The organism is Neobacillus terrae (genome assembly GCF_011393025.1).
In the GTDB taxonomy this organism is placed as follows: Bacteria; Bacillota; Bacilli; order Bacillales; family Cytobacillaceae; genus Neobacillus_A; species Neobacillus_A terrae.
Genome location: NZ_JAAOEO010000026.1, coordinates 17,669 through 41,822, shown reverse-complemented (window position 1 = coordinate 41,822; position 24,154 = coordinate 17,669). Strand labels below are relative to the sequence as shown.

General features: G+C 39.9%; 24 protein-coding genes and 1 pseudogene. 6 read left to right on the top strand and 19 right to left on the bottom strand.

Annotation, left to right across the window (positions count from 1 at the left end):
• Nucleotides 1-98: 98 nt before the first annotated feature.
• Entirely contained in the window at nucleotides 99-890 is a 792-nt protein-coding gene (locus tag G8761_RS23205; protein WP_166030323.1) for an ABC transporter ATP-binding protein, read from the bottom strand.
• Nucleotides 891-1,111: 221 nt separating this feature from the next.
• A complete protein-coding gene (locus G8761_RS23200; protein ID WP_166030322.1) occupies nucleotides 1,112-1,390 on the bottom strand; it encodes a hypothetical protein in 279 nt (92 codons plus the stop codon).
• A gap of 291 nt (nucleotides 1,391-1,681) precedes the next feature.
• Here G8761_RS23200 and G8761_RS23195 point away from each other — a divergent pair, with 291 nt between their 5' ends.
• From G8761_RS23195 to G8761_RS23180, 4 genes are all read left to right on the top strand, one after another.
• Entirely contained in the window at nucleotides 1,682-2,716 is a 1,035-nt protein-coding gene (locus G8761_RS23195; protein WP_166030321.1) for an aldose epimerase family protein, read from the top strand.
• A gap of 938 nt (nucleotides 2,717-3,654) precedes the next feature.
• Nucleotides 3,655-4,551, top strand: a complete 897-nt coding sequence (gene cidR, locus G8761_RS23190; protein ID WP_166030320.1) for a cidABC operon transcriptional activator CidR — start codon at nucleotides 3,655-3,657, stop codon at nucleotides 4,549-4,551.
• Between the two features lie 265 nt (nucleotides 4,552-4,816).
• A complete protein-coding gene (locus G8761_RS23185; protein WP_166030319.1) occupies nucleotides 4,817-5,335 on the top strand; it encodes an acyl-CoA thioesterase in 519 nt (172 codons plus the stop codon).
• A 15-nt stretch (nucleotides 5,336-5,350) separates the two neighbouring features.
• Nucleotides 5,351-5,722, top strand: coding sequence for a hypothetical protein (locus G8761_RS23180; protein ID WP_166030318.1), 372 nt, complete (start codon nucleotides 5,351-5,353; stop codon nucleotides 5,720-5,722).
• A 201-nt stretch (nucleotides 5,723-5,923) separates the two neighbouring features.
• Here G8761_RS23180 and G8761_RS23175 read toward each other — a convergent pair whose 3' ends face one another.
• Nucleotides 5,924-6,133, bottom strand: a complete 210-nt coding sequence (locus tag G8761_RS23175; protein ID WP_166030285.1) for a hypothetical protein — start codon at nucleotides 6,131-6,133, stop codon at nucleotides 5,924-5,926.
• Between G8761_RS23175 and G8761_RS27420 the strand changes: the two genes are divergently transcribed.
• The gene (locus G8761_RS27420) at nucleotides 6,108-6,344 is read left to right on the top strand and encodes a CarD family transcriptional regulator (protein WP_338001022.1); all 237 of its coding nucleotides are present in this window, start codon (nucleotides 6,108-6,110) and stop codon (nucleotides 6,342-6,344) included. The genes G8761_RS23175 and G8761_RS27420 overlap by 26 nt on opposite strands.
• Before the next feature lie 1,220 nt (nucleotides 6,345-7,564).
• A complete protein-coding gene (cspC, locus tag G8761_RS23165; protein ID WP_010331195.1) occupies nucleotides 7,565-7,765 on the top strand; it encodes a cold shock protein CspC in 201 nt (66 codons plus the stop codon).
• A 390-nt stretch (nucleotides 7,766-8,155) separates the two neighbouring features.
• Here the strand turns inward: cspC and G8761_RS23160 are convergent, their stop codons facing one another.
• The 16 genes and pseudogenes from G8761_RS23160 to G8761_RS23085 all read right to left on the bottom strand — a co-directional run bounded on the left by G8761_RS23160 (nucleotide 8,156) and on the right by G8761_RS23085 (nucleotide 24,153).
• Nucleotides 8,156-9,382 carry a Bcr/CflA family multidrug efflux MFS transporter gene (locus tag G8761_RS23160; protein ID WP_166030317.1) on the bottom strand — a complete coding sequence of 409 codons (1,227 nt, stop codon included), beginning with the start codon at nucleotides 9,380-9,382 and terminating at the stop codon, nucleotides 8,156-8,158.
• 767 nt (nucleotides 9,383-10,149) lie between these two features.
• Nucleotides 10,150-11,088, bottom strand: a complete 939-nt coding sequence (gene mdh, locus G8761_RS23155; protein WP_166030316.1) for a malate dehydrogenase — start codon at nucleotides 11,086-11,088, stop codon at nucleotides 10,150-10,152.
• A 12-nt stretch (nucleotides 11,089-11,100) separates the two neighbouring features.
• Nucleotides 11,101-12,705, bottom strand: a complete 1,605-nt coding sequence (locus G8761_RS23150; RefSeq protein WP_166030315.1) for an amino acid permease — start codon at nucleotides 12,703-12,705, stop codon at nucleotides 11,101-11,103.
• A gap of 61 nt (nucleotides 12,706-12,766) precedes the next feature.
• Nucleotides 12,767-13,630 carry an ethanolamine ammonia-lyase subunit EutC gene (eutC, locus tag G8761_RS23145; protein ID WP_166030314.1) on the bottom strand — a complete coding sequence of 288 codons (864 nt, stop codon included), beginning with the start codon at nucleotides 13,628-13,630 and terminating at the stop codon, nucleotides 12,767-12,769.
• Nucleotides 13,631-13,641: 11 nt separating this feature from the next.
• A complete protein-coding gene (locus G8761_RS23140; protein WP_166030313.1) occupies nucleotides 13,642-15,003 on the bottom strand; it encodes an ethanolamine ammonia-lyase subunit EutB in 1,362 nt (453 codons plus the stop codon).
• A 229-nt stretch (nucleotides 15,004-15,232) separates the two neighbouring features.
• Nucleotides 15,233-15,481 (bottom strand): annotated as a pseudogene (locus G8761_RS23135) (BMC domain-containing protein); the annotation flags it as partial.
• A 5-nt stretch (nucleotides 15,482-15,486) separates the two neighbouring features.
• Entirely contained in the window at nucleotides 15,487-15,759 is a 273-nt protein-coding gene (locus tag G8761_RS23130; RefSeq protein ID WP_166030311.1) for a EutN/CcmL family microcompartment protein, read from the bottom strand.
• On the bottom strand, nucleotides 15,759-16,397 hold the full coding sequence (locus tag G8761_RS23125; protein ID WP_166030310.1) for a hypothetical protein: 639 nt from the start codon (nucleotides 16,395-16,397) through the stop codon (nucleotides 15,759-15,761). The genes G8761_RS23130 and G8761_RS23125 overlap by 1 nt, the downstream gene beginning before the upstream one ends.
• On the bottom strand, nucleotides 16,394-17,041 hold the full coding sequence (pduL, locus tag G8761_RS23120) for a phosphate propanoyltransferase (RefSeq protein ID WP_166030309.1): 648 nt from the start codon (nucleotides 17,039-17,041) through the stop codon (nucleotides 16,394-16,396). Before pduL ends, G8761_RS23125 begins: the two co-directional genes overlap by 4 nt.
• A gap of 21 nt (nucleotides 17,042-17,062) precedes the next feature.
• Nucleotides 17,063-17,353, bottom strand: coding sequence for a BMC domain-containing protein (locus G8761_RS23115; protein WP_166030308.1), 291 nt, complete (start codon nucleotides 17,351-17,353; stop codon nucleotides 17,063-17,065).
• Nucleotides 17,354-17,403: 50 nt separating this feature from the next.
• Nucleotides 17,404-18,921: an acetaldehyde dehydrogenase (acetylating) gene (locus G8761_RS23110; RefSeq protein WP_166030307.1), complete on the bottom strand. Its 1,518-nt coding sequence runs from the start codon at nucleotides 18,919-18,921 to the stop codon at nucleotides 17,404-17,406.
• Between the two features lie 20 nt (nucleotides 18,922-18,941).
• Complete coding sequence (gene eutL / locus G8761_RS23105; RefSeq protein ID WP_166030333.1) at nucleotides 18,942-19,595, bottom strand: ethanolamine utilization microcompartment protein EutL; 654 nt, start codon at nucleotides 19,593-19,595, stop codon at nucleotides 18,942-18,944.
• Nucleotides 19,596-19,609: 14 nt separating this feature from the next.
• The gene (gene eutC, locus G8761_RS23100; protein WP_166030306.1) at nucleotides 19,610-20,644 is read right to left on the bottom strand and encodes an ethanolamine ammonia-lyase subunit EutC; all 1,035 of its coding nucleotides are present in this window, start codon (nucleotides 20,642-20,644) and stop codon (nucleotides 19,610-19,612) included.
• A gap of 12 nt (nucleotides 20,645-20,656) precedes the next feature.
• Nucleotides 20,657-22,021: an ethanolamine ammonia-lyase subunit EutB gene (locus tag G8761_RS23095; RefSeq protein ID WP_166030305.1), complete on the bottom strand. Its 1,365-nt coding sequence runs from the start codon at nucleotides 22,019-22,021 to the stop codon at nucleotides 20,657-20,659.
• 17 nt (nucleotides 22,022-22,038) lie between these two features.
• Entirely contained in the window at nucleotides 22,039-23,463 is a 1,425-nt protein-coding gene (locus tag G8761_RS23090; RefSeq protein ID WP_166030304.1) for an ethanolamine ammonia-lyase reactivating factor EutA, read from the bottom strand.
• Between the two features lie 93 nt (nucleotides 23,464-23,556).
• Nucleotides 23,557-24,153, bottom strand: coding sequence for an ANTAR domain-containing response regulator (locus G8761_RS23085; protein WP_166030303.1), 597 nt, complete (start codon nucleotides 24,151-24,153; stop codon nucleotides 23,557-23,559).
• Between the last annotated feature and the right edge of the window lies 1 nt (nucleotide 24,154).

Here is a 24,154-nt window from a genome sequence, read left to right as displayed (position 1 = left end):
TTGGCGGTAAATAAAAAAATATTTTAAAACAAAAAAGCCTTGATAACTTTTTAGTTACCAAGGTATTTTTTAAATATATGAGGGGATTCGAATCCTTTTTAAAGGTCTACTTCCTGCAGCTTGGAAAGTAAAGGCCGGGAATTCCTCCAAAGCACTTCAACAGAAACGTTTAAAAATTGAGAAAGCAGTTTGCTGCTTATCATCTCGGTCGTGTCTCCAGAATCAAAAACTTGTCCCTCTTTTAACAAAATTGTTTTATTAAAAACGGGCAAAACTTCTTCTACATGATGGGTTACATAAATAATGGAAGGTCCGTTTTGATTCTTTGCAATCCGTTCGACCGATTCCAAAAATTCTTCTCGTGCAAGAAAATCAAGTCCATTTGTTGGTTCATCAAAAATAAGTAAGCCAGGATCAGCCATAAGCGCACGGGCAATTAGAATGCGCTGTTTTTCACCCTGAGAGAGAGATTCATAGTTGCGGTTCGCATATACCATGCATCCCAGCTCCTCAAGCAGAGAAATTGCCTTTTTTCTCATTTCATCCGTTGGTGTTTCGTAGAGTCCTATAGATGCAAAAGCACCGCTTAATATCACTTCGAAAGCATTGTAGCCTGGATGAAATTTTTCCTGAATGGAGGATGAAACAAAACCAATCTGCTTGCGGAGCTTCTCTCCCAGATACGTTTTTCCAAATTCCTTTCCAAGAACTGTGACTTTCCCTTTAGTTGGGAAATAGTAAGCATTAAGCAAGTTCAGAATGGCTGTCTTTCCTGCGCCATTTAATCCAAATAACACCCAGTGCTCACCTTTTTTAACTTCCCAATTAATGTTTTGCAAGATCCATTTTCCTTCTCGCATTAATGAGACATTCCTAAGTTGTAGAACCATCCTTAAACTCCCTTCTTATCAAGTTGTTTTTTAATATTTTTTAACTCTTCATAATTATTACACAATAAAAGTTTATATCAATAATAAACTTAGTTCCAAAAAAACTTACAGCAGCCATTCTCTCCAAAGGTCGAAAAAACCCACCATAATATTACGGTGGGCTATTATTGTTTAAAGTATTATAAACCTTTTACTCTATATAAATAGAAATCATCTAAACTTCACCATGCACCGCAATCCGCTTTTATGCTCGCCCCTATGGTAATGGTTCCATCTGTTACTAGAATTTCATTGATTTGAGGATTGTTCCAATTTACCCAGCCACTCACAGAAGTGTTCATTTTATATTCTTGGCCGCCTGTCTTAGCATAAAGATACATCTCAGGATTCTTAGCATCACCGCCCTGCAAAAACATCGATAAATTATAATATCCTGGTTCCAGGCCGGTAATAGTCTGCTCTACTTTGAAATCAACAGCATCCCCTGAATAAAAATGCAAAGAATAATTTCCCGATTTAGCATCTGAAACCTTTTCTTGATAATCAGTGTGTGGAGTGGTTCCGTTCAGATAAGTGACTGTCCACCTATTTCTATCGCTTCTTCAAACCCTGGGTTCATTAGATTTTTTATTGCACCTGCCTGGGGATAATAGTAAACTCAAACCATATAATTAAATTAATTAATTAAGTTTACTGCTTTTTTAACAGAAGAACTTATTTAACCCTTCCCACTTAAAGGGCAAAGCAATTGAAAAAGGTTTTAAAAATATAAGTAAGAAGGTGGCAGCTTAATGAATGTGGCTAAAGATATATTAGGACAATGGACTGAATATACCCTAACCAACCAAAACGGAATGGCCGTTAGTGTTTTGGACTATGGTGGAATTATTACAAAAATTCTTGTTCCAGACATTAGAGGAAATCTTGAAAATGTCGTATTGGGATATAAGGATTACGGCGAATACAAATCTGATTCAAATTACTTCGGTACTATTGTTGGACGTGTTGCAGGCCGGATTCGAGGAGCTTCTTTTCAACTGTATGAAAAGACTTATAACTTGCATGCAAATAACGGCAATAACCACTTACATGGCGGTCCAGAAGGATTTCACCAAATTATATGGAGCGTAACCCCTTTTCAAACAGAATCAGAAGTTGGTTTAAAGCTGTATCACCAAAGCTCAGATGGTGAAGGGGGCTATCCTGGAAATGTCGATATACTCGTCACGTACACTCTGAATAATAAAAATCAGCTTAACCTTAGCTATTGGGCAAGAAGTGACAAAACAACAGTATTAGCCTTAACTAATCATTCTTATTTTAATTTAACCGGAAACTTAAAAGATACAGTCAAAAATCACTATTTAACAATCGACAGCAGTCAATTTGTTGAATTAAATGAGGAGTTAATTCCTACCGGAAAATTATTAAACGCTGAAGGCACCCCCTTTGATTTCCGGAACTGCCGAAGACTTGGAGACGGATTTAACGATGAGTTTGATCAAAATAGAATAGTTGAGAGTGGATATGACCATTATTTTCTTTTTGATAATCAACTAATCAACAAAGTGGTTTTAAAAGATCCGAGCAGCGGCCGCGTGATGTCCATGGAATCCAATGAGCCAGGAATGGTTATGTACACTTCTAACAGCTTAGGTTCAGGACTTCAGTTATCTGAAGCAAAGTCTGAAAAACACCTTGGAGTTTGTTTTGAAACCCAAGCATCGCCTGCTTCCCTCGATATAAAGGAACTTCCGAGCGTAATTTTAAAAGCAGGAGAAGAATATAAGAAACAGACAAAGTTTACCTTTAGTCTTGAAAAATAGGAGGCTCCACCTCTTTTATCAAATGGGCCAAGTCAGACAAAATAAATACGGCCTGATAAAGGAACCCTTCTTGGTGTTTCATACTTTAGCTTTATGTTCAGGTTAATAGGAAATTTACCAAAGTCCGGGCTTCGAACAGAATCAATTGTTATGAGGGAAATATATCTTAATGGAGGAAGAATTCTTTCAATATTAACCTTTATTTTGATCTATTCTTTTGCAAAAGAGTTTATTCCTTACTACTTGCTCTTTGCTATTTTTATTCAGGGCATGTTGTTTAAGATAGTCATGATTGTAAAAAGAGATTGGAGTTTAGTAAACAAACCCAAACAAAAACGGTATAGAGATAACCCTGACACAAAAAGTCCTTGGTAACTTAGAGCTACCAAGGACTTTTTAATATGATCTAAGGAGTGATTTTCCCCCCTTCCCTTCCCTGTATACTTTAAATTCTGGCTCAATATAAGAATAGCGTTAGAGGCAGATTGAGGAGAGGAAACTAAGCAAAAGCTTCTCATTGTTTCGATTCTAATCAGAGATAATATTGCATTTTTGTGCAAACTAACTATGGGTTTCCTAAATCTTGATTAGAAACTAAATTGAAAAAACATTTTGTCCTTGTTTAAGGTATGGAGGTCGTTTGGAATCCTTACCTTATCAGGTAGTATGGAACTAAAATGAACAAATACAAATTTATTCGTCACCATTAAGCTATATAACACCCTAGACTTTCTCTCCCTTATATCATTCACTATTCTTTGTCGCTTCACAATAGTCTTAATGTTCTACCGAACCCGAAGATTTAATAAGTTAGCTTTTGTCTTTTTTGTTACTTGAAAAGTTTTGGTTTAATAATAAATTGTAGAAATTTATGATACCTTATAAATATATCCTTCTGGTTTTTATCCCTACAAATTGATTACAAGCAGGTGTACATATTGGATATCAAACATTTACAATACTTTATTGAGGTTTCAAATTTTAATAGTTTTTCCCGTGCGGCGGATAACTTGTTTATCACTCAACCAAGCATAAGTAAAATGATTAAAAGACTTGAAACTGAATTAGGAATTGAACTTTTTGAACGCTCTCGTAAGCAATTAACCCTCACCGATGCCGGTAAAATTATTTTGGAGCAAGCAAAATTAATTGATAAAGCATTTAAAAATTTAGAAACAGAATTAGACAACCTTACAGGACTTAAAAAAGGGCATATTCGTATTGGTTTGCCACCAATATTTAATGCGCATACTTTCTTGGAAATTGTTGGTGAGTATCACGAAAAGTACCCTGGGATTACTTTTCAATTAGTCGAAGACGGTTCAAAAAAGATAGAAGAAGATGTGGGCAACAATTCTCTTGATGTTGGTGTGATTGTTCTTCCAACTAAAAACGAAATCTTTGATCATTTCTCTTTTATGGAAGAAGATCTAAAGCTCATCATTCATCCTTCACACCCCTTAGCAGAAAGAGAGGAAGTCAATTTAGCTGAATTGGCAAATGAATCATTTATTTTGTTTAATAAGGACTTTGTACTAAACGACCGAATCGTTTATTCGTGTAACAGTGCAGGCTTTACTCCCCACATTATATCAGAAAGTTCCCAACAGTCTTTTATTGAGGAAATGGTTGCATCCAAGCTCGGAGTTTCACTTTTACCGGAAAGTGTTTGCCATAATCTAAATAAAAATGTAAGGTCAGTCAAAGTCGTAAACCCATCAATCAGTTGGAAGTTAGCGATTATTTGGGGCAAGAACCAGTATATGTCCTTTGCAGCAAAAGAATGGCTTCATTTCACTATAGAGCGGCTTTCAAAAATTTATCAAGAAGATTAATTAATCTCCGAATAGTATTTTCTTAAATTTTAATAGCTTTGTTTTTACCGAACGGTTCTGTTTAGAGAACCGTTTTTTTCATTCCTCAAAATATAAACGCGCAGAATATATGGAAGCATTTACATAGCCAAAAGCTATACCGAAGATGAAATATAACCATTTTACTAAACGAATAATGCGGCGTAGAATGACTTAAGAAAACCCTTTTAACACTATGGATATAGTAATTACATACTAGAATCCAATCATGAAAGGAAGCAACCAAATGAATGCAAAAAAAGTAAAAGAAAGCCGCATTGTTAATACTGCTCAAGTATTATCTTGCGATTTAAATAACTATAATACATTGTTTGGCGGCATTTTAATGCAAAAATTAGATGATGCTGCAACTTTATCAGCCCGCAGGCATTCCAGAGTTAAGGAATGTGTAACTGCCTCTACTGATTCAATCGATTTCTTATGCCCTATTCATCAAACGGATTCAGTATGTGTGGAATCGTTCGTAACATATACAGGAAAAACTTCAATGGAAATTTTTTGTAAAGTTATCGCCGAGGATATGCTGAATGGCGAGCGCAGAATCGCAGCTACTGCATTTTTGACTTTTGTAGCCTTAGATGAAAATAAGCGTCCTGTAGAAGTTCCAGGTATCATACCAGAAACAGAAGAAGAAAAATTCCTCTACAATACAGGTAAAGATAGAGCCGAAATGCGCAAACTGAGAAGGCAAAAAAGTAAAGAATTAGCTGCGTATATTTCATTGGAAAAACCATGGGACAAATAAGGGGAGGAAAAATTTATGATAACTTTATCTAGTATTGATGAATTAAAAGCAACAAAAGAAGCTATTGAGAAGTTAAAAAAAGACTTTCCTAACCTTTTTGAAAAACTTTTGGATACCGTTAATCTTACACGTGCATTCCAATTTAAATATCATTACATGGGATGTTTAATTATGAATGAGAATCCTGGCCAAGATGCCCCGAAATTTGTGTATGGCTCTGTTCTAAGATTATATAAAAAAGAAATACAAAAATTAAAAGACGATCAACACTTCCAAGTATTGAAACAGATTTTTTCTGATTTTAGAAATACTGGTTACGCCAAAATCAGTTTATTAATCATGGGTACGAAACCCGAATCGTTAGTGGGTCCTTCTTCTATTAGATAAATGGGACTTAAAATTTTTTAACTGCTATTAACAATCCTAATAAAGGAAGTTAATATATATTGTAATTAGCAATCCCCCTTTTATACACATTCTATCCCCATTATTCCGCTTTATAAGAAAAAGCAGGAACCATTTACATGGTTCCTGCTTTTGTTTTATTATCCCTATTTAACTCCCCATTAGCCAAATAAAGTGTATGGATTACTTTGGCTTTTTAATGAAGAATGATAGGGCAATATTCACCAGTGCTAAAACGAAACTGATCGTGAATACAACTGAGAAACTAGCTGCTGCCGCCATTGTTGGTTCAACCCCATGAGTTGCTAAGTAGCTATTCTGGTTCGCTAATAAAATGGAAACCATAACTGCCAGGGGGCGATGATGTGTGTATAACATTGGAGATTTGATCATTTATTCCGCACATGGTATTTGTAAAATTGATGATATATGCGAAAAAACCATTTCAGGCAGCACAATAATGTATTACGTACTGCACCCTGTAGAAAACAGTAAGCATTTAACGATTAGCATTCCTGTCAAGAATGATAAAGTCATCATGTTGGATCTTCTAAAAAAAAGGAAGCGCAAGAATTACTCGAATCCTTTAAAGTTCCGGGTATAAAGTGGAATGACAAGTCAAACATTCGATACTCTCTGTATAACAATATTGTTAATACAGGTAATCGGAAGGAAATCGTTAAGGTTGTAAATACGCTGCTGAGAAAAAATTGGATGCAGACCTTAATGGAAGAAAACTGTACGAACAAGATCGGAAACTTTTGGACACGGCCCCAAATTTCCTTTTTAAAGAAATGGCTATGTCCTTGAACATTACTTGGGAAGACATTAATGAAATGGTCTTAAAGCAGATCCAGAAGATGAAATAACTTTTATCCATGCTTTATTGATCATTATTATTTTTTACATAGTAAAAAGCGCCCATATTGTCCAGCATGCTGACAAAGTGGGCGCTTTTCACTAATAGCTAGATTCCCCAATCTAACTTTAAAAGATCTTTAAGAATTTCGACTTGCTCAATACCTATATTTTCTGCAATTTTATTCTCAAGCTCGGCTTTAAGCGCCTCGTTCTTTTCGTGCACGCTTCACCTAAAGCTGTTAACTGGATACACTTTTATTTCTTATTATTTTCTACATTTTGAATTTCAACTAATCCTTTTGCGGAAATGTTTTTAATAAACTTATGTATCGCTTGGCTAGAAATTTCTACATTCTTTGTTACATACGAAATCGTAGGCCGCTTTTTATATATCCTGGCCATTATATACCATTCAGAATTTGAAATATAAATCTCACTTTGCTGGTTCCATACTTTCTCTGCGATTTTTCGCACCAAATTATGACGCTCGCTCAAAAGGTCTATCAAATCTAAATTTTGAATTCAGAGTTTGAAATCATTCGATTCACTCCAATCATAACCTCCGCACCCTACTATACAAAATACGTTTTTGATGTCAATTTGGTTTACTCCAATGGCTTTATCCAGTAGAAAAATCAAGCCTATAAAGCTGAAGTTTATATAATTTCCTCTCTCAACGTTGGTTAGGGGATAGAGTAAATGTTGATCAGTGACGCATAAGAAAAAAGCACTGCTTTTCTTCAGAAGCTAGGGTTATAAGCCTTTTGTTTATACTCCATTATCACTCATTACAGAAATACTGCCAGGTTAGACTTGCAATCTCTTCCTTTTCCTGTTATTATAAAGAAGAATTATTTTTGTTCGGTGTAAAGGATTGTATGAGGATCGACTTTTCGTCTTTGAAAATCACTTTGGGCAAGGATAGTAATACATTGTGTGATAACGCACTAGGAGGCAACAAAAATGGAACAAGGTACAGTTAAATGGTTTAATGCAGAAAAAGGTTTTGGTTTTATCGAGCGTGAAAATGGAGACGATGTATTCGTACACTTCTCTGCAATCCAAAGCGAAGGCTTCAAATCTTTAGACGAAGGTCAAAAAGTAACGTTTGACGTTGAGCAAGGTGCTCGTGGAGCTCAAGCAGCTAACGTTCAAAAAGCTTAATCTTAAATGAATTATACAAACAGGCTTTCTCTATAGAGAGCCTGTTTTTTTATGTGTCTGTTTAAAAACACACAATAAAAAACCCTACTCAGCGTTTTGAGTAGGGAGATGGTACAGGTAATATAAAAAGATTTTAAAGCTTCAAAGGTTCGTTTACATTATAACATACTAACTGACCATAAGCTGAATGTATATGGTTATTTATTTTTCTTTTACAATATTTCTTCATTTCATTCTTTCTTATTTCTCCTCCCCCACACAAAAGCGCGCTTGCGATATTAACGCACACGGTCAAATCAGTAGACAACACCTGCTTGAAGGGATACTCAGTCTACTGTGTTTTGGCTTTTCCTTCTACTAGTATTTGAAGGTTCCTGGGGTTGTGTAATTTCATGCTTTCCGATTGACCATCAGGATTGTCTCCTGGGTTTTGTTTTTTCTTACTAGGATAAAATAACATAGGAAAGCCAAAACGCTAGAGCCAAAAATGACGGCTGCCATCGGAACTCCTGTGAATGCTCCTCCAATCCCCACAATTGGCGCTGCTAGAGAGCCCATTACAAATGGCAATAAACCTAATAAAGCAGAAGCACTGCCCGCCATATGTCCTTGTGACTGAATGGCCAAGGTGAAAGACGTCGTTCCAATTATACTAATGGAACATATAAAGAAGAAAACTGGGATAGCGACCCCAATGAGTGGGGCTTTTAATAAGAGTGCAATTAATAGCCATAAACCTGCTACATTGGCAAGGCTTAGACCTATTTTCAAAAAAGTCCCTTCAGAAATGGTGTCTGTTAACCTGCCAACCGACTGACTTCCAATAATCAAAGCCAAGCCATTGACACCAAACAAAAGACTAAATTGTTGAGGTGTTACACCGTAAACATTCTGATAGACAAACGGAATACCAGAAACATAGGCAAAAATGCCGGCAGTGATGAACCCTTGAGTAAATGCATAGCCCATGAACTCTTTATTTTTAAATAATATACCAAAATTACTCAGAACTTGAGGCAAATTACTAGGGACCCGCTTTTCAGTTGGCAGCGTCTCTTTTAATTTAAATGAAACGGTAAAGGTTAATGCAATTCCAATACATGCCAGTGCAATAAAAACGCCATTCCAATCATTAAAAGCCAGGATTGCTCCTCCGGCAATGGGGGCAAGAATTGGTCCGAGGTTCCCTACCAACACCATTAATGAAAAAAACTTTGTCAATTCCTTTCCGCTATAAAGATCCCTAACGATTGCCCTTGATATGACGATTCCGCCTGACGCTGCGAACCCTTGCACAAATCGTGACGCAATAAGGAAATAGATATTGGGAGCAATTGAGCAAGCCAGAGATGCCAGGATATACAAGCAAAGGAAGAACAATAAAGGCTTCTTGCGCCCCTTCACGTCACTTAATGGACCAATAAATAATTGCCCTAATCCAAGACCCAATAAGCAGGAAGTCAAACTAATCTGCACCAGTGAAGCCGTCGTATGAAATTCTTTTACAATGGTAGGAAAAGACGGTAAATAGGTATCGATTGTAAAAGGCCCCAAAATTCCAAGTGAGCCTAAAAGCAAGGCAAGCTGTAGCCGTTTCTTTCCAATAGAATTATTCAAGTTGCTCTCGCCTTCCCTAAACAGTTTTTTTTTCTTGCTCAACACCTAACAAAATTTCGAGAACCGAAATTTAACACCTTCCATTATAACCTGAACTCTCAATATTGGTAAACAATTTACAACCTACAAAAAATTCATGAGTTTACGTACATTTACTTCTATTTATATACAAGTAAGATTCGTTTTTAGAAACCGTTATCTCAAGAATCTCAGTTATCTCCATTTTCTAAACAACGCTTTAGAATGTCCCAGCTTATCTGGAAAGCTTAACAATACATATAAGTATCGAGATGCAAAGACAGAGCAAAAACAAAATGAACAAACAACTATGCCATAAAAGATATTTTATGCAGCTAATGTGCAATTTTACAAAATCGGTGATGACGCGAAAAGAAGTGGCCCAAAATAAAGTTGCAGAAAAATAGGGATAAATTAAAAACCATACAGTTAATAGAATACTGTTAAATCGAGGGTTTTGAGGCATCTCTTATAGAAAATAAGTCTATGCAATTTTTGTGCATTTGATGTGCGGTAAAATGGGTGTAAGTATGTCGTCAAATCATACTTTTGATTTTAACTTTCCTTAATATGACTAAAATAAGCAAATATCAGATGTAGTTGGTTTTCTCTATCATACCTTTACTCATGTTCTTTAAATATAAATAAAAGATATTTGAAGATGTTCATGAGGAAGTGCATTGCTTGAATGACGTAAAAAAAACCCTCAGACATTAGTCCAAGGGAACTGTAAAAAATACAATCAAGATCTAAGTCAGAATCTGCATTACATTTCGTACTGATTCAGCAGACTTATCTAATTTCTGCTTTTCCTGCTTGCTTAAAGGAATTTCGAAAATCTTTTCGACCCCTTCTCCTCCAATTACAGTAGGTATGCCGAGATAAAGATTTTTATATCCATATTCTCCTTCCAAGTAGGCAACAGCAGGGAGTATTCTTTTTTTGTCTTTAAGGAGGGCCTCAGCCATTTGAACAATAGATGCAGCAGGTGCATAATAAGCACTTCCACTTCCAAGAAGGTTAACTATTTCTCCCCCTCCTTTGCGTGTTCGTTCCACAATCGCTTCCAATCGATCTTTAGGAATCAACTTTTCTAGTGGAATACCTCCCGCATAAGAGTATCTTACCAAAGGAACCATATCATCCCCATGCCCGCCTAATACGAACCCGGTTACATCTTCAACTGAAACATTTAATTCTTGAGCGACAAACGTGTTAAACCTTGCAGTGTCCAGTACACCCGATTGTCCAAAGACACGATTTTTAGGGAATCCAGTAGTTTTAAAACATACGTAGGTCATCGCATCAACAGGATTGCTTAGTACAATGACAAAACTGTCAGGGGCATAATTCCGTATATTTTCTGATACTTCTTTAATAATTCCAGCGTTTATTGCCACCAAATCATCACGGCTCATTCCCGGTTTCCTGGCTACACCTGCAGTAATAATCACCAAGTCAGCATTGCGAATATCTGTATAATCCGAAGTCCCGGTTATGTTCGCGTGGAATTTTTGAATTGGGCTTGTTTCGAGCAAATCCAGGGCCTTTCCCAGGGTTGGGTTTGTCTGATTTGGCATATCAAGTAAGACCACATCCCCTAATTCTTTCTGTGCCAGCATCAAAGCAGTTGTGGCACCGGTAAAACCGGCGCCAATGACAGCAATTTTTTTTCTTTTAAATCCCATAGAATTTCTCTCCTATATTGTTTTGTTTTCCTGTACTTGAACATCTTTGCTGTTGAGCCGAATGTTAACATCCTCATACGTGCCTAGATGCGGTCCATTGTAAGAACGTCTTGCAAAGGCATAATACAGGAAGAAAACAATAGCCAATATCACTAAAAACGCCTTCCCTGTTGTGTAATGCATGGTATAGCTTCCAAACGTTACATCGTTAGGAGCGACGACAAATAAAATATCGAAAAATACGATCCATAACAAAGCAATAATATTCACTGGAACACTCCATTTTCCTAAATGCCAAGGTCCATCATCCTCTTCTGTCCAAACATTACGATTGATCGCACGAAGCTTAAGAAAAATAGGAATTAGGTAAGAAGTGTGCAAGCCCATTACTGAAATTGCGGTTACTGCTGCATAAACACCGGATTGAAGACCTAACAAAAGTGCTAAAAGAGCTGAAAGATAGATTGCTGGAGCAGGTGTACGAAATTTGGTTGATACTTTCCCCCATATTTTTGAAAAAGGAAGGCCGTTATCACGAGAGAAAGCGTAAATCATTCTGGAAGTTGAGGTTGTGGATGCCAGACCACAGAACCACATAGCTGCTGCTACCATCCAGGATAGGAATGATCCGAATTTAGTTCCCAGAGCCTGCTGTACTGCTGTTAGAAATGCATTCGGAGCAGCTGCTACCTGCACCTGATTTGTGATGGAAACGGTCACCATCGAAAGGAGCAAGAATCCGAATATCCCTGAAACCACAACCGACATGTATACACCCCAAGGAGCTCTAATGCGCGGGTCAATTGTTTCCTCACTGACGTGAGCGGATGCATCATATCCAGTAATCGTCCATTGTGCTTGAAGAAGCCCGAATAGGAATGCTACACCATAAGGAATATGGAGGCTATTAGCTTGGGTAGAAAAAGTTGTATCGAATAAATAAGAAATAGAATGATGACTTGGTGCAAAAAATGCCAATGCTGCCACAATTACCGCAACCCCTGCCATATGATAAACAGCTGAAACATCATTCAGCTTGGCAACAAGATGAATTCCGAAATGATTTAGAAGTGCATGACTTAATAATATCCCTGCACAAAGAAGATTTACTTCTGTATGAGTTGGATTTTCCCAAATTAAAGCTGAGGCAAATCCAGCCAGACCGTAATCTATTCCAGCCAGTGTAGCAATTTGGCCAATTGTATTAAGGATAGCGGAAAACCAGCCAGTTGTTCGATTACCAAGAATGGATGCCCAGTGATAAACTCCTCCTGATGTAGGAATAGCAGAGGTTAATTCCGCCAGCGAAGCCGACATGAACAAACAGAATAAAGTTACTAATACCCATCCTATCCCGATAATTGCGGGTCCTCCATTAGAAAAACCTAAACCATAAAGTGTGACTCCTCCAGTAAGAATCGAGATAACTGAAAATGAAACCGCAAAGTTGGAAAAACCACCCATATCACGAAGCAATTCTTGTTTATATCCGAACGCATTTAAATCGTCTCCAGCATTCCCCTTTGTACGTGATTTCTTGATTCCCTGATTGGCTTTCACAAAAATACCAAACATGGATATCAAGGTAACGACAATTAACAAAATACCGATTACCATGATTTATACCCCCTATATTAACCGTTTTTGAAAAGCACATTCACTTAATACTTCCACCGAATTAGTTCGTTTCAAGATAGCGTTTTTGTGAAAATTGAACTCCGCTGCACTTGGATATCAACATTTTTGCCAATAAGTCTGAGAGATAGGCTCCTGCTTCTACAGGAGACAGCCCACCTTTGTGAATATTGGATATAACGGTTCGGTCAGCCTCAACTGTTTTTTCATTTGGTCGATATACCATGTATGCACTAAGGCTTTCGGCAGTTGCCAAACCAGGCCGCTCCCCTATAAGAGAAATAATGAGATCACAATTTACAATTGAAGCAACATGATCTTGTACCCACACGCGTGACCTTTTTATGAACAGAGGAGGAGCAACTGTAATATTTTTAAGTTTAAGTCCTTGTATCAGCGCGGGAAGCAGATCTGGCATATTCGATTCCACGGCGGAAGAACTTAAACCGTCACAAACAAGAATCTGAACCTGGTTCCCCTTTTCAATGTTTTTCTCCAGCCACTCCGCTGAACAATCGCTTAATTTTCTTCCTGCGTCAAGATTCATTAAGTAAGTATCCATATCAGCAGCAATCGTTTTCAAGATTGGCAGATTAAATTGTTTTAAGATTTCCTCATTAACATCTTTCCTGACCGCATCCTGAGCAGCCGCATGATCGATCCGAAATCGAAGATAACTGGATGTCCTCATACGCGTTCCAGCCCTGCCAATTCCAATCCGGGCAGGTGTAATGGCTTGTGCCCGCACTATCGAGTCCCGGTTCCGGGGATTAAGCACACCTATTTCGGAATACTCTGAAAATTTTATGTTTAAAGAAGGACCTTCCCGCTTCTCGTTTGAAGAAGATTTCTGTGCTTCCAATGCTTTTATGACCATCTCCACAACTTCTTCAGTAAGAGTTTTCATCGTTCACCTCCTTAATCGAATATACTTAGATCTCCTGCAATTTCCGTAAGTTTGCCGTTTTCCATAATCCCCATTCGTTCCAGCCATTTTTCAAATTCACGTAATGGCCGTAATCCAAATAACTCCCGTAAGCTTGCATCATCATGGAAGCTAGTATCCTGGTAGTTTAACATCACATCGTCTCCACCTGGAACTCCCATATAAAAGTTCGCTCCCGCTAATGTGGTAAGCATTCCTGCCATTTCCTGGTCGTTTTGATCAGCGTACATATGATTTGTATAGGTAGGAGCAATTCCCATTGGCAATCCATGCATTTTCCCCATGAATAGGTCCTCTAAGTCTGCACGAATCATTTGTCTGCCGTCATATAACGTTTCAGGCCCTATAAAACCTGATACATTATTAACCATGAAAGGTTTCCAGTGCTTCGCAAACCCGTATGTTCGGGATTCAAGTGTTTGCATATCCACTCCCAGGTGGGCATCTAATGAAACCTCTGAACCCTGCCCTGTCTCGAAATACATAAGATTTGGACCAGTTGCAGTTCCATATCGTTTCATTAATTCGAAACCTTCGTCTAACAGGCTTTTAGACAGCCCAAAGGCTTCATTGCCTTTTTGGGTACCCGCTAAACTTTGAAACATAAGTGAAATCGGAACACCTTTCTTTAATGCTTCTATTTGTGTGGTAATGTGTGCCAAGACACAGTTTTGAGTAGGAATTTTCCACTTTTCCATAAATTCATGTGTCATATGAAGAAGACGAGAAACTGATTCAACTGTATCGATATTTGGATTGATGCCAATTACCGCATCGCCGGAACCATATGATAAGCCTTCTTTCAAGGAATACAAAATACCTTCAGGGTCATCATTCGGATGGTTCGGCTGACATCGAAAGGCCAATCTTCGCTCCTCCCCTATAATGGTATTGCATCGTGCCTGGAATCTCATCTTTTGCGAAGCCATTACCAAATCGATGCTTGACATCAATTTTGCAACTCCCGATATTACCTCACTAGTTAAGCCTTGTGAAATTCGCGACAGTTCTTGCAGGCCGGTTTGGTGGGATAAAATATACTCGCGTAATTCGCCAACAGTCCACTCCCGGATTTCACGGTAAATCGTCTGATTCAGATCATCGTAAATGACACGGGTAACTTCATCCGTTTCATAGGGAATGACTGGATTTTCAAAAAAGGTTTTTAATTGAATTTCACTTAAAACTACTTTTGCTGCCATCCGCTCAAGGGAAGATACTGCTGAGATACCAGCCAGTTTATCTCCTGTTTTCTCCTCACTTGATTTCGCTAGAACCTCTTTCAATGAGGAAAATTGAAAATGTCTGTTTTTAAGCTGTATAGACCAATTCATTCGTTATTCTCCTCTGTCGTTTCCAGTTGGTATTTCCCCTTCTTGTTCGGTCGTATCCAATACATGAGTTTATCTGTATCAAAAGGTATCTTCCGACTTACCCTGGAACGCTTCTTTTTTCTGATTTATTTGAACCTCTTCCTTTTAACCTAATTCGGAGTCTAAGGAAGGATGTAAAATAGGAGCAGAAGCCGTTGATTTTACATCACTTTTTTTTTACAATTATATCTACCTCGTCATCAGGCCGTGGGATTACGTGAGCAGAAATTAATTGTCCAACACGCTGTGCTGCTAATTTACCAGCTTCCACGGCAGCTTGCACCGCGCCAACATCACCTTCGACAAGGACGGTTACCAATCCCCCATCAATTTTTTCCTGTTTAATCAGTTGTACGTCTGCTGACTTAATCATAGCGTCTGCGGCCTCAATTGACCCGATTAATCCTCTTGTTTCAATCATGCCTAAAGCTTTTCCCATCTTTTTCACCTGCTTTCCACATCTATAGAATCAACTATCCCAATTATTACGGCATCAATTGGAAGATCCTCATCCTTAAAGATAAAGCGTGCGGCACTCCCTCTTGTAATTAAGACACGATCTCCAATCCCTGAACCGATACGGTCAGCTGCAATTAAAGGAGTATCCACAGGCAATCCTTGTGGATCTTCTAACTGTACAAATAAAAATTTAAGCCCTGTCAGGCCATCCTCTTTACGGGTTGCCCATACATTTCCAGTAACTTTACCGATATGCATTATGATTGCCCCTCTGGATCGACTCTTATTTGAATTCCTCTTTCTCTGGCTGTATCCTTTGCCAATTGAGTGATAACTGTTTTTGAAGAAACTCGTAGTTCCGATGACTCTATGTTCAGAATGTCGTTTTCCGTTAATAGTTTACGATCGTAAAGAATTTGAGAAGGACGTAAGGTTTCTATAAAACCAAACCAAACTCCAAATTCAACCAGCTTATTTTTGTACTGTAATAAATGCCCACGGTATCGATCGACACGTTCCGGAATGGAATGATTATCTTGTTTTAAAAGCCATTGAATTTCTTTCGAAGGCTCGAATAGAACATTGTCTCCCTGTCGCAAAGCTTTTGCCAGCAATCGGCTTCCTGGAGTATCCGTTAATCCCATCGCTCCTCTTACAAGCAAATCCTGATTAACATCCAAAAAAGCCAGATGCTGATAGTCAGTTTGCTCATAAAGACAGCTATCGGTATCACTACAGGTCTTGACCTGCCAGGAATCCTGCAGTGTTGAGATAATATACTCAATTTTTTCCGGCCTTTTTACCCCCTCATACACTATTAAAAGTTTGGGCTTATCGTTTAACCTGGCTATTACTTCAAGAATAATTTGCTCTAAGACCTGTTGATCGATTTTCATGGCGTTCCACTCGGTATATAAAGGATTCCCTGTTCTCCAGTCACACACATTGCGGCATTTGCCTCATCCGTGTCAATGTGCATTTCCAGTTGATAGCGGGGGGAAACCCGGATTAAAACTTGTTCGAATAGAATCGGACGTTTTCCTCGTACCTTCACTTGAGCGTATTGTCCATTTTGCAACTTAAAACGCTCCGCATCACTCGTTGTCATATGAATGTGGTTTTGGGCGATTATCAATCCTTCAGATATATATACACTCCCAAAAGGCCCGACAATTGTTGCCGGTGATGACCCCTTTATATTCCCGGATTCTCGTAAGGGTGGATTTAATCCCAGCTTAATAGAATCTGTTTTACTGACTTCAATTTGCGTATCACTGCGGACCGGACCAAGAATACGGACCCGTTCAATGCTCCCTTTCGGACCCGCGATGGTAACCGTTTCGTTTGCAGCGAATTGACCTGGCTGTGAAAGGTCAGCTTTTTTTGTGAGCTGAAAATTTGGTCCAAATAAAATTTCCAGATGCTCTTTACTTAAATGAACATGACGGGCAGAAACGCCAATCGGTATCGAAGGCGTTTCTATCCCCTGGATTTCCTTTATAACTTTTTCAACAATTGATTGAATGTCGTGGGAGTTCATGAATCTTCCCCCTCACTTTCCTTACTCTGGCTGGATTTGTGGTAAAATGCTTTCCAATTCATTATGCGGGCGAGGGATTACATGGGTAGATAAAAGCTCCCCAATTCTTTCGGCTGCTGCAGCCCCTGCGTCAACCGCTGCTTTTACAGCACCTACATCACCCCGTACAAGAACAGTTACAAGGCCTCCCCCAACATGAACCTTCCCAACCAAATGTACGTTTGCGGCTTTTACCATTGCATCTGCAGCCTCTACAGAAGCAACTAATCCTTTTGTTTCTATCATTCCTAATGCAGTAAGTTCTCTTGACATATTTGTTTCCTCCTAAGATTTGATTTTATTAGTTTTTTATATGAATCTAGTTAAATCTGAGCCAATACTTTTGACACCATTTGCGTAATGGTTTGCTGGTCTACTGAAGTACCTCTTCCGACACCTGCCAGAACCTTTTCTACGACTGACTGGATTTGATCACTGGTAAGGGAAGAGCTTTCCGGCTGAACAGTCGTTTGCGGCAATGGAACTTCGATTTCCTTTGTGCCATATGCAATACGTTTAATATTTATTAAATGTTCAGCACTAATATTGTCACTTGTGATGTTTCCGCCAAAAGACCCACAACCAAGCGTTAAAGAAGGTTTTAATCCTGTTGTTCCGCCTACAGCCCCGATAGAGGATGGTGTATTGACTAATATTCTGGATACAGGCATCTGAAGTGAAAATCTGCGAATGACCATTTCATCAGTAGAATGAATGGCCAAGGTATGGCCTCTGCCTCCTATTGATAAAAGCTGGTCACAAATTGAGGCGGCTTGCTTTTCTCCATCAACCGTATAAAAAGGAAACACTGGTGCAAGCTTTTCAATTGAAAGTGGAACGTCTTTTCCCACCTTTGTTTCTTCTGCAATTAGAATCCTTGTGTCCTCCGGAACGTCAATTTGAGCCATTTTTGCTATTACCAATGCGTGTCGGCCTACGATTTTCGGATTTAATTTTCCCGGTGATGGAGAAACAACAATTTCGAGTTTTCGTTTTTCTTCATCATTTAGGAAATAAGCACCGTGTTTCTTAAATTCCCGAATGACCATCTCCCGAATGTTTCGATCAACCACCAAAGCTTGTTCAGTAGCACATATGGTTCCGTTATCAAATGTTTTACTGTCTGCAATCCGTTTCACAGCCTTTTGAATATCGGCTGTTTTTTCGATGTAGCATGGGACATTGCCCGGACCCACACCATATGCGGGTTTTCCTGAAGAATAAGCTGTCCGGACAAGTGCTCCTCCTCCTGTTGCGAGGATCAGGTTCACATCACCATGCTGCATTAATTCCTGCGTAGTATCCATAGTTGGTTTTGTGATCCAGCCGATAATTCCATCAGGAGCACCTGCATTGACAGCAGCCTCCAGACAAATCCTGGCTGCTTCTACCGTGCATTTCGCAGCGGACGGATGCGGACTGAATACGATAGCATTTCTTGTTTTTAGTGCTATTAGGCTTTTAAAAATAGCGCTCGATGTTGGATTGGTTGTTGGCACAATCCCTGCAATTACACCGAAGGGGCTGGCAATCTCCATAATTTTTTCATTTTTATTCTCCCGAATCACCCCCACAGTTTTCATTTGTCGAATGGATTCGTATACTCCCATAGAAGCTACTTCGTTTTTGATTGCCTTATGCTCGGGTACTCCCATACTTGTTTCTTCTACAGCCATTTTGCCGAGTTCATCCTTTTTAGCAAAAGCTGCATTAGCGGCGGCTAACACAATCCGGTCGACTGCTTCCTGTGAAAATCCCTCATATAGTTTTTGTGCCTCTTTTGCTTTTTTAACCGCATCTCTCATCTCCTGGAGTGAGAGAAGGTCCTGATCCATTTGCATTTGTTCCCCTCCTTTCTGGGTTAATAATCGATTGGGTTCCGGGCGATCTCCAGAATGCTCTGCCTGAAAGCTTCTGCCGCTGCACGGCAGGCTGACTGGCTTCCAGTTAAAAGTCCTCCGCCGAAATTCGTTTCAGAAGGCGGACCGTAAAAGGCCGCCAATTGAACATCAGCTGCTTTTAATGCCGCATCTAGGCCATACATGGCCTCTAATGGCGGGGCAATTAAGTAGGCAAGCGGAGCACCTTCTTCAATGTTTGCAATCTTGGATAAATAACTTCCGGTTCTTGCCACAACATGAGCGTACATTGAATGTGTCCCTTCTGGATTAATGGCTTCAAAATATGCTTCATTTTCAATTACATTTTTTGCTGCCTCTACCCCGCTAATTACTTCATCAGGAGAAGGTCCAGCAATAATACCAATAAATTCCCCCGACAACGGACCTGATGCGTGACTTGCTCCCGCATAAAATGATCTGGCATAAACAACCTCTACATCCGCTTGTTTTGTCGCTTCGTCAAGAGCCGTATACCCCACATCATCAATGGTGCACGTCAATATTGCGAGGCTTCGCTGATACGGCTTTAGATTAAAAGGCTGAGCAAGTGCTAAATCTGCATTGGGGATGATACGAACAGCTAAAATTTCTGCTTTAACAGACCGAAGCTCCATCGATTCCATCCTTCCTAACCTTCTTTATGCACCAGTGAGACACCGCTCGCCTGGTACTTTAGAACCTTTTGTACTACACTGCCTAAATAAGCACCTGCCTCCACCGGTGGAATACCGCCTGTATGAATGTTTGAAATGACCATTCGATCGGCTTCGATTGTTCCTTTTCTTGGCTTGTAACAAAGATAGACACTAAGAGATTCTGAACTTATGAGCCCAGGACGTTCACCGATAAATAGAACTACCACTTCAGGCTCTAAAATCTCTCCTACTTCATCCATTGAAGCAACTCTGCCTTTCTCAATATAAAAGGGTGTTCCATAGCCAATCCCTAGCTGATCAAGCGACTGTAAAAAAGATAAATAAACATCCTCCAGGTTTTTTTCAATTGCCTGTGAACTAAGCCCATCCGAAGCAATAATCTGCACCTTCGATTTGAATTGGCATTTTTCCCGAATTGTCATTTTCGCTTGCTCGGACAATTTTCTTCCCAGGTCAGGCCGGCGGATATATTCCTCTTTATGGTCTGCCATCGTACTGACTGAAAAGAATTTAAGGGACTCAAGCAGTTCCTCCGGAACGTTTCCGTACACTGCATCTACAGCAGCTCCGTGATCCAAACGAAATCTCAGCCATGTTTCCGTTTTAGGACGAAGACCTGCTCTTCCGACACCTACTCTTGCTGGTGTTTTTGTCACCGAATCCTGCAATGCTTCTGCATTAAGTGGGGAGCTGACACCTATTCGAGTTTGCAATTCAGGAAGAATCGTATCCTCCACCGCCGTCTCGCTGCAGGGAATATTGGTTTCAGGAGATTCTGCTTGACCCCAAAGTTTCACTAGCTCATCTGAATTCAATGCTGAATATGGATCTGCTGCTTTTTCGGTACCCGCAGCCATATAGTGATTTTCAGATGATAAATGGTCCCATAGCTTCACCATTCCAGCGCCTGAGTCGGACGAAATGGGCGGTACCTCTTTTTCTTCCGAAGTATCTCCGATTTTTTCCAAAATCAGTTTTGTAATGGTCTCAATTAACTCTGTGTTCATCATCTCACCTCCTTACTTATGGAACAGGGTTAAATCTCCCGCACGGGATGTAAGCTTGCCATCTTTCATGATCCCGACATTCTCCAGCCATGCTTCAAACAATGGGGCTGGCCGGCGATTCATCGTCTGGCGTAATGTTGCCACATCATGATAACTAAGAGATTGATAATTTAGCATGCAATCATCTCCCATTGGAGTGGCGATAACAAAGTTTACTCCTGCAGCAGTAAGCAGCACCCCTAAATCTTCAATATCATTTTGATCGGCACGGATATGGTTCGTATAACAAATATCCACTCCCATTGGAATCCCATGCATTTTGCCCATAAAGTGGTCCTCAAGCCCTGCACGAACCACTTGCTTACAGTCGTATAAATACTCCGGTCCAATAAACCCGACAACTGTGTTCAAAATATATGGATCGTACCTCTTTGCAAAACCGTAATTTCTGGATTCAAGCGTCATTTGATCAATCCCAAAATGTGCTTCAGCAGAAAGCTCTGAACCCTGGCCTGTTTCAAAATATAAACGCTGTGGACCTGCAGATGTCCCTAGTTGCCGGATCATTGCATTTGCTTCATCCAATAATGATGCTGTGATGCCGAATGATTTATTGGCCGCTTCGGTTCCGGCGATACTTTGAAAAATCATATCAGCCGGAGCCCCCTGCTCAATGGCCTTCATTTGAGTAGTGACATGCGCAAGTACACAATTTTGTGTTGGGATATTCCAATTACCTATAAAATCATGGGTCGCATGCAGTAATCTTTTTACACTTTCAACGGAGTCATCAACCGGATTAATCCCGATTACTGCATCGCCAATTCCGTATGCAAGCCCTTCTTTTAAAGAAGCAAGCATTCCATCTACGCTGTCTGTAGGGTGGTTGGGCTGAAGACGGGATGCGAGTGTACCTTTATGGCCGATGGCTATATTACATTTCGTGACAATTTCCAATTTATTTGCGGCATGTATCAAATCTAGATTGGACATTAGCTTAGTGACTCCCGCAATCATTTCACTAGTAAGCCCACAGCTAATTCTCAGGAGGTCCTCACCTGTAGTTTTGTCATCAAGGATGTATTCCCGGAGCTCTGCCATTGTCCAATTTTGAATTCTGCGATAGGCTGGTTCATTTACTTGTTCCTCAATAATTCTTGAGACCTCGTCTTCCTCCGGTGATAGGAGAGGATGATTGCGAATATCGCTGATGGTGAGCGATGCTAATACTTGTTTTGCCGCAATCCGCTCCTGGACAGATTCAGCTGCTATTCCTGCCAAACGGTCTCCTGACTTTTCTTCATTGGCTTTGGCAAACAACTCTTTCAAGTTATGAAATTGGTATACCGTGCCTATCAAACGAGTCTTCATAATCATGAAGCTATACCTCCTTCCTACGAATGAAATGCGAGCGTTTTAATAACAACGGGAACCACTTCTGATTGCAGCTTATTGCCTATATCGAGGTAATCCCCTTGTTCGACAAGGATCTGGTCAATACAGATTACATCCCGATCAGACTGCATTGCCAAAAGGGTTTGCCCTAGGACCTTAGCCAGGTCATCCTGAAGGACAATGACAATGGGATTGGTTTGGTTTGGCTGCAGCCTGTAGGCATCAATCAGCCAATTCCCCAATTGCTGGACATCACGAAAGCGAAGAAAAGGAAGATCCGTTAAATATAAGACAAAGTTTTTCCCTTCAAGTGCCGGGTCATAAACTTGAATGGCTTGCTGGATCGCGTTTTTAACTTTTTGAGATCCATCCTCGAGATTTCGATCCATTCCAATTTGATAGACAGGCAGATTTTTCAATGGCAGGCGGGCAGGATCCACTTGTATGGTTGCCCCACTGATATGTGTAGTTTGCGTTCCGGCACCAAGAACAGTTGCCCGAACGGTTTCAGCTGGCGGAATCCACTCCCAGTCCTGGAGTTCTGGATTATCTTGAAGAGCTTTTGCAAGATGCACTCCGATATCCGCGTAAGAATCAGATGAGGGTTCATGTCCATAAATGCACTCACTTACACCTCCGGAAAACATGATTTGATCTATGGGAACCTTCCAATCAGGAGGATGTCCGAGAAGCAAGACCTCGTCATCTCTCGTCATTTTCCGCTGCAATATATGGACCAAAATACGGGCCATTGCTTCTGTTACGGGACGTATAAAGTCAAATGACACGCCGTCGCCAGTTGCAAGGGTTATTCCTAATTGCATCAATAATTTACGTACAGGTGGGGAAATATTCTTTACCCTGTCATTATCAAACTCAATCAGGCGTCCCCCGATATTCAGTGTACAGGTTCCTCGTAATAATCCTGCCTGGTAGACTGCAATATTAGCCGTTCCACCACCAATATCGATGTTAGCAATCGTTTGACCCGTCTCCTTCGAGCGTTGGAAGGCACCCGACCCTTTTCCTGCTATAATTCCTTCCAGATCAGGTCCGGCAGTTGCAACTAAAAACTCACCTGCCTGTTCGGATAAAAGATGCAGCATTTCTTCTGCATTTTGCTTTGTTGCTGTCTCTCCTGTTATTATGACGGCACCTGTCTGGATATCTTGCGGCCGCACACCAGCTTTTTTGTATTCCTGCTCAACAAGTCCTAAAACAGACTTCATATCAATCAAAGTTTCGTTTAAAAGCGGAGTTCGATAAATGGAGCTTTTGTATATAATTTCTTTGTCAATAATCTCAATACGAGGTACATGGGAGGACCCTGCAGTATTCATAAGGGTAAACCTGCTCAAAATCAGCTTAGTCGTGCTTGTTCCAATATCAATACCAGCGCTAATGATTTGCTCATTCCTCTCCATACTTCCACACCCCCTCTTAAAACAAAAAAACGCCTAAATAGCGATCGGATGATCGTTATTCAGGCGCCTTTGCCTATTTTTATGCTTTTATCATTAAACTGCAGTGACATCGGTTTCCAATCGTCTATGGATAATAATCGAATCCGCCACTACCTTCATCGATTTACCATTGTTCATGCTATAGGATCGTAAAATTTTAAACGCTTGCTCCTCACTTACCTGGTATACTTCCATAAGAATTCCTTTGGCCCGCTGAATCAGCTTTTGATCTTCGATTTTCTCTTCCATTTTTTTAATATCGTTTGCCATCGTTTTTAATCGGCTCGCTTGGGCTAATGCAATTTCAACAGCTGGAATAAGATCTCGTTCCGATACGGGTTTTACCAGATATCCAAGGATATGTGCATTCTTGGCCTCTTCCACCAGGTCACGCTCACTGTATGCAGTCAGCAGAAGAACTGGGATCTGGTACGCCTGATAGATGATACGGCTTGCTTTAATACCATTCATCCTGGGCATTTTGATATCCATTACAATTAGGTCAGGTCTGTGAAGGGCGGCTAATTCAATCGCTTTATCCCCTGAATTCGCTTCTGCTACTACATGGTAGCCGGCTTCTATTAACATTTCCTTAATATCCATGCGTAAGATTGACTCATCTTCGACAACCATTATTCTTAATTTGCCCATG

Coding starts and splice junctions, on each gene's coding strand:
- G8761_RS23205 (WP_166030323.1), bottom strand. CDS start 890: ATGGTTCTACAACTTAGGAATGTCTCATTAATGCGAGAAGGAAAATGG.
- G8761_RS23195 (WP_166030321.1), top strand. CDS start 1,682: ATGAATGTGGCTAAAGATATATTAGGACAATGGACTGAATATACCCTA.
- G8761_RS23185 (WP_166030319.1), top strand. CDS start 4,817: ATGAATGCAAAAAAAGTAAAAGAAAGCCGCATTGTTAATACTGCTCAA.
- G8761_RS23180 (WP_166030318.1), top strand. CDS start 5,351: ATGATAACTTTATCTAGTATTGATGAATTAAAAGCAACAAAAGAAGCT.
- G8761_RS23175 (WP_166030285.1), bottom strand. CDS start 6,133: ATGATCAAATCTCCAATGTTATACACACATCATCGCCCCCTGGCAGTT.
- cspC (WP_010331195.1), top strand. CDS start 7,565: ATGGAACAAGGTACAGTTAAATGGTTTAATGCAGAAAAAGGTTTTGGT.
- mdh (WP_166030316.1), bottom strand. CDS start 11,088: ATGGGATTTAAAAGAAAAAAAATTGCTGTCATTGGCGCCGGTTTTACC.
- G8761_RS23150 (WP_166030315.1), bottom strand. CDS start 12,705: ATGGTAATCGGTATTTTGTTAATTGTCGTTACCTTGATATCCATGTTT.
- eutC (WP_166030314.1), bottom strand. CDS start 13,630: ATGAAAACTCTTACTGAAGAAGTTGTGGAGATGGTCATAAAAGCATTG.
- G8761_RS23140 (WP_166030313.1), bottom strand. CDS start 15,003: ATGAATTGGTCTATACAGCTTAAAAACAGACATTTTCAATTTTCCTCA.
- G8761_RS23130 (WP_166030311.1), bottom strand. CDS start 15,759: ATGCATATCGGTAAAGTTACTGGAAATGTATGGGCAACCCGTAAAGAG.
- G8761_RS23125 (WP_166030310.1), bottom strand. CDS start 16,397: ATGAAAATCGATCAACAGGTCTTAGAGCAAATTATTCTTGAAGTAATA.
- pduL (WP_166030309.1), bottom strand. CDS start 17,041: ATGAACTCCCACGACATTCAATCAATTGTTGAAAAAGTTATAAAGGAA.
- G8761_RS23115 (WP_166030308.1), bottom strand. CDS start 17,353: ATGTCAAGAGAACTTACTGCATTAGGAATGATAGAAACAAAAGGATTA.
- G8761_RS23110 (WP_166030307.1), bottom strand. CDS start 18,921: ATGCAAATGGATCAGGACCTTCTCTCACTCCAGGAGATGAGAGATGCG.
- eutL (WP_166030333.1), bottom strand. CDS start 19,595: ATGGAGCTTCGGTCTGTTAAAGCAGAAATTTTAGCTGTTCGTATCATC.
- eutC (WP_166030306.1), bottom strand. CDS start 20,644: ATGAACACAGAGTTAATTGAGACCATTACAAAACTGATTTTGGAAAAA.
- G8761_RS23095 (WP_166030305.1), bottom strand. CDS start 22,021: ATGATTATGAAGACTCGTTTGATAGGCACGGTATACCAATTTCATAAC.
- G8761_RS23090 (WP_166030304.1), bottom strand. CDS start 23,463: ATGGAGAGGAATGAGCAAATCATTAGCGCTGGTATTGATATTGGAACA.
- G8761_RS23085 (WP_166030303.1), bottom strand. CDS start 24,153: ATGGGCAAATTAAGAATAATGGTTGTCGAAGATGAGTCAATCTTACGC.